Below are 4509 nucleotides of genomic sequence, written 5' to 3' on the forward strand. Positions count from 1 at the left end.
ACAGGCCCTCTCTCAGGCTATCGACTGCATTACCAGCCGGGACGCCCGGAACTGGTTTGACCACTGCGGCTATCACACACAAGCCGGCAAACGATAAGGATACATGGTTCACGAATCTGCTATAGCACCCTGTCCAGAGCTAAGCCGTAAGTGTAATATGCTCCGGAAGGCCCTCGCACCAGACAATAAACAGCAACAACACTCTGCTATTCAAATAGTTAATATATAAGCAAATAGAAATCAGCGAAAAAAGCCGCAAAAAAACCTGTGTAATGTTTGTGATAATCAATAAAACATCTAGATTTAGGATTACATTAACTATCATACCTGAGTTTATAGCTAAGCAATTACCCCACTACCGAACGTTAGCACGCCACTTCTTTATAATTAACCCAACCCTCCCTCCTGGTCCTTTACTATTCCGCACCCGGTAACCGAATCAGATTTGGTACTGGAGGGCTCAGTGTTGCCGTTAGTTATTTCATTTATTCACTTTAACCCTATTCATTATGAATTAAAAAGCAATCCTTTTAACTCGGTTATGTGAGCGCGAAAGCTCAGTTCAATTTCTGCGTTTCCGTATAAAGTATTCCCTGAGCAAGACTTCCCAGACGCGCTTGGCTTTGGAAGATTTTAAGCAGAAAAAGAACCTAATGACACAAGCACTAGAGCACGTAAATGGCGGGCTAACTATGGCACATCAGTGCACTAGTTACTATATCATCTGTGATTTAGAGGCAGACTGCCACGAATAATGCTAGTAGCGGTTTTAAGTACAGATAGGACTTTACCCTGTCTGACCAAATGAAATAATTTTAAATTCTTACTACAATGAAAGAAGACAAAAATCGCTTGACTTTGGAAGATTTCAAGCAGAAAAAAGATGATCTGACCCTAAATCTGGACCAAATAAATGGTGGTCAAACTCCGGTGGAACAAAAAGATTGCTGGTGGGACAACTGCTATAATGATTGTCACGAATAAGTATAGCTAGACTTTAGGTTTGCTAACAGTGGAAAAGCAGGATTTGTAATGGTATCTACTAGATTTAGTGTATATTATTACAGATCCTGCTATTTGCTATAGACTTCAATAGCTATTTTATTGTCTATATAATTTATTTATTCCATGTAAAGTTAAGTTATGAGCATGAACTACACTGTTATAAACGAAACGGCTTTAATAGAGTCAGGGCTGGGACTTGTTGCCGACCGTATTAAGCTGTACGTGCATAGGCAAGACCCGGCGCTTTTTGATCTATTGAACTTCGAGGCTGACCCTATCTTCTTGGAGCCTATGGTAAATGCACATCGTCGCGCTACCTACATCAACAATGGCCGCCATACTGCTGACGATGCACTGGCCATGCCGCTGCGACAAATACTCTACGGGTATATCAAGCCGGAAAATCGGCCGGCTACCATCACGGCAATCAGCGACGGGAAGGGGTGGGTATACCTGCCCAACCTCGGGTATTTCAAGACCACGTGTAAAAATACTGTTTTGAGTTTGACGTATTGCCAGGCTACTCACTCATTGTCTATTACGCAGGATGGACAGCCCATTTCGGCCCGTCTTGAGCCGCTTCAGACTGTAGCAGGCACTGGTATCAATTTATATCAGTGCAACCCTACATTATTAAATCAGCTGTTTAATAAGCTGGAGGGGCCAGAAGAAGTACAAGCAGAAACAAGCTTCCCGGAGGCAAATATTACTACCGTATTACCGAAGCGCCTCCCTGACATTGAAAAAGCATTTGCCATTATCCGCACCTACCTCCCGGAATATCATCACCAGTTGCTGATGGTAGCGAAAGGGCTAATGGTATTTGAGAACCCGGCTGTGCGCCCTTTTGCAACGGGTTTTGCTCTCGGAATTTCTTTCATTAGCACTACTCCCACTGATAGCGTCATTTATTTTATCGTAGAGCTGATTCATCAGTTTGGGCATAATATGCTCTACGCCATTATGGCCGATCAAAAAGAGTATTTTCTGGTTGATCCCATGGCCCCGCTTGCCGCTTTCAATTATAACCCGCGGGAACGGCGCACGATTTTCTCTGCATTTCATGGGTTGTTTACCACGACCAAAATTGCGGAATGCCTGGAAGTGCTTTACCACAGTAACGTTTTTGAGGGAGACGAACAACGTGAGATAGTGGCCCGGCTGGCTGATAACAGAAGGCGTTTCCGCACGGGTATTGAAAGAATAGAGCACGACCGGGTACTCACTCCCCAAGGCCTGGAATTGTACGAGCATCTGGACTCCAGCTGCGCCGCTGTGTACCGCCGCCTCGACTCAGTGGTCAGAGACTACAACGTCAGCAACCAACCCTTTATGTTTACCTACTCGCTTTTTAAGGAAGCCAACCCCAGTATAAGGTAGTAGGAGCGTGTGCTGCTATACGCTATTGTTATCTGTAGTAATTATCTCTATTGTATATGTCTAGCCTTACGTATGGCCAGCTAGTGTGCGCAATTTGTCATGCAGAGTTGCTTCAGCACCCGAGCGAAGCGGCTGAGCTGACTTGCGCAGGATGCTGTCAGCCTTATATTGTTTTTGCGGGCCGAATTCCGCTTATACTTCCGGACTCGGTTTCGTACCGGGTAAATACCTATTGGCAGTACAACAAGTACCTGCGGGAGACTGAAGCAACCCTGGCCAAACTGCGGCAGAACTCGGCGCAGCCGTGGGCTGCGGCCCGGGCCCAGTATCTGCGGGAGGCCCTGACAACTAATGCCGTGTACATTGCCCGGATTCAGCAGCAGCTGGCGGCTTCCTTACCGCCGGAGCTATTGTTGGCGCGGCCAGCCGATAAGCTTCGCTCTCTGGCATACCTCAGCAGCTTCTCCTACCTGAAAAGGGACTGGTGTGGATTGCCGGAGGATGAACAAGAGCTCCAGACTATCATCGGGGCCGTACGGGCCGGGCTACCTACCACCAGCCAGCCGGGGCAGGCACTAGTGCTGGGCGCAGGCACCGCCCGCGTGGCCGCCATGCTCAAGGATGACTTCGAGCAGGTGTACGCCATTGATTTGTCGCTGACAATGGCCTGGCAATACCACAATTTAGCTGAGCAGGGCGCTGTACGATTTTACGACATTCAGTCGAAAAACGCCCGCAGCCTGGCCGAGCAAGCCACTGAGCACTGGGCCACGGCCAACCTGGTGCCCAATCTTGCGCCGGACTCGTTGCAGTACTGGGTGGCGGATGTTAAACAAATCCCCCTGCCTACTAACTCGGTGGCGGCGGTAGTATCGGTGTATTTTACCGATACAGTACCTCTGCACGAGTATCTGGGCGAAGTGAAGCGGGTGCTGCGGCCGGGCGGCGTATTCATCAATTTCGGCCCTCTCGAATACCATTTTACCGATATCAGCGCGCACCTGTCGGCCGAGGAAGTGCGTAGCGTATTTGAATCCTACGGATTTCGGGTGGTGCAGGAACAGGAAGTTACGACCAGCCATCTGTTAAGGCCCGCTTCTCTTGCCTACAAAACCTACCATAACTGGTTTTTCAGCGCGGTTCTGACGGCCGAAGACGAAGCGGCTAGCCAGACCATAACGGACCGAGCACCTCGGGCAGCAGTTAGCAGCCTGCTATAAGAAGCCTTGCTACCGGGTTGTAGCAATAAAAGGCAAGCGAATAGAAACCGGCTTGCCGGGTAAGTTATCTGTATCGAATTATGTAAATATTCATTATATGAACACGTTGGCTAAAACTATGATTGCTAGCCAGGGGCATCCTGGTCCGCAAACCGGGAACGGTGCGCTGGCTGCCCCCCGGAAAACGCTGGTTGCGGCCCTGCAACTCTTTGATGCCCCTGCGGCCCCTGGCCTAGCCCTCGACCTGGGCTGCGGCGTCGGCGCCGATACGCTAGAGCTGCTGAACCGTAGCTGGAACGTTGTGGCGGTAGACTCCGACCCGGAGGCGCTGGCCACGCTGCTGACCCAGATGCCAGCCCACCACATGTCCCGGCTGACTACCCGGCTGCTGGCTTTCGAGGAGCTGTCGGCAGCCCGGATGGCAACGTTCGATTTAGTCAATGCCAGCTTCAGCCTGCCCTACTGCCCACCAGCCGATTTCAATGGGTTTTGGGCCAATGTAGGCCAGCTGATTCGGCGCAACGGACGCTTCTGCGGGCACTTCTTCGGACTGAGCCACACCGCGCGTGCCGAATTCAATACGACGCTCCATTCCCTGGTCGACATCTACGCTTTATTGGCCGGGTTTGAGGTGGAAATGCTCAACGGAGTCGAAAAAGACCAGCCACAACCCGACGGCAGCATGAAGCACAGCCACATTATTTCAGTTGTTGCCCGCAAATATTAATTGGCCCAATACTTAGGCAGTTACCTATATCTAAGCAGTTCTATACCATGTTAGCTTGACTTTAGCCTTTTGGGGGTTGGTAAGGAGGCAAAAAAGAAACCCGCCGGGTAGGGCAGGCTTAGCTTTGGGTAACGACACCGTTCTGCTATGCCCACCTTCCCCCGCGAGTTTCAGACC

At 50.0% G+C, this 4509-nt stretch carries 4 protein-coding genes; all 4 read left to right on the top strand.

What is annotated here, in order from left to right; genetic code table 11:
- The first annotated feature begins 831 nt into the window (after positions 1–831).
- The 4 genes from E5J99_RS21540 (at position 832) to E5J99_RS20695 (ending at position 4332) form a co-directional block, all read left to right on the top strand.
- Complete coding sequence (locus tag E5J99_RS21540; protein WP_167852272.1) at positions 832–984, top strand: hypothetical protein; 153 nt, start codon at positions 832–834, stop codon at positions 982–984.
- Positions 985–1149: 165 nt separating this feature from the next.
- Complete coding sequence (locus E5J99_RS20685) at positions 1150–2385, top strand: HEXXH motif-containing putative peptide modification protein (protein ID WP_167852273.1); 1236 nt, start codon at positions 1150–1152, stop codon at positions 2383–2385.
- A 56-nt stretch (positions 2386–2441) separates the two neighbouring features.
- On the top strand, positions 2442–3605 hold the full coding sequence (locus E5J99_RS20690) for a class I SAM-dependent methyltransferase (RefSeq protein WP_135499706.1): 1164 nt from the start codon (positions 2442–2444) through the stop codon (positions 3603–3605).
- Between the two features lie 97 nt (positions 3606–3702).
- The gene (locus E5J99_RS20695) at positions 3703–4332 is read left to right on the top strand and encodes a class I SAM-dependent methyltransferase (protein WP_135499707.1); all 630 of its coding nucleotides are present in this window, start codon (positions 3703–3705) and stop codon (positions 4330–4332) included.
- The last annotated feature ends 177 nt before the right edge of the window (positions 4333–4509 follow it).

This window comes from Hymenobacter elongatus, from assembly GCF_004745955.1.
GTDB classification, from domain to species: domain Bacteria; phylum Bacteroidota; class Bacteroidia; order Cytophagales; family Hymenobacteraceae; genus Hymenobacter; species Hymenobacter elongatus.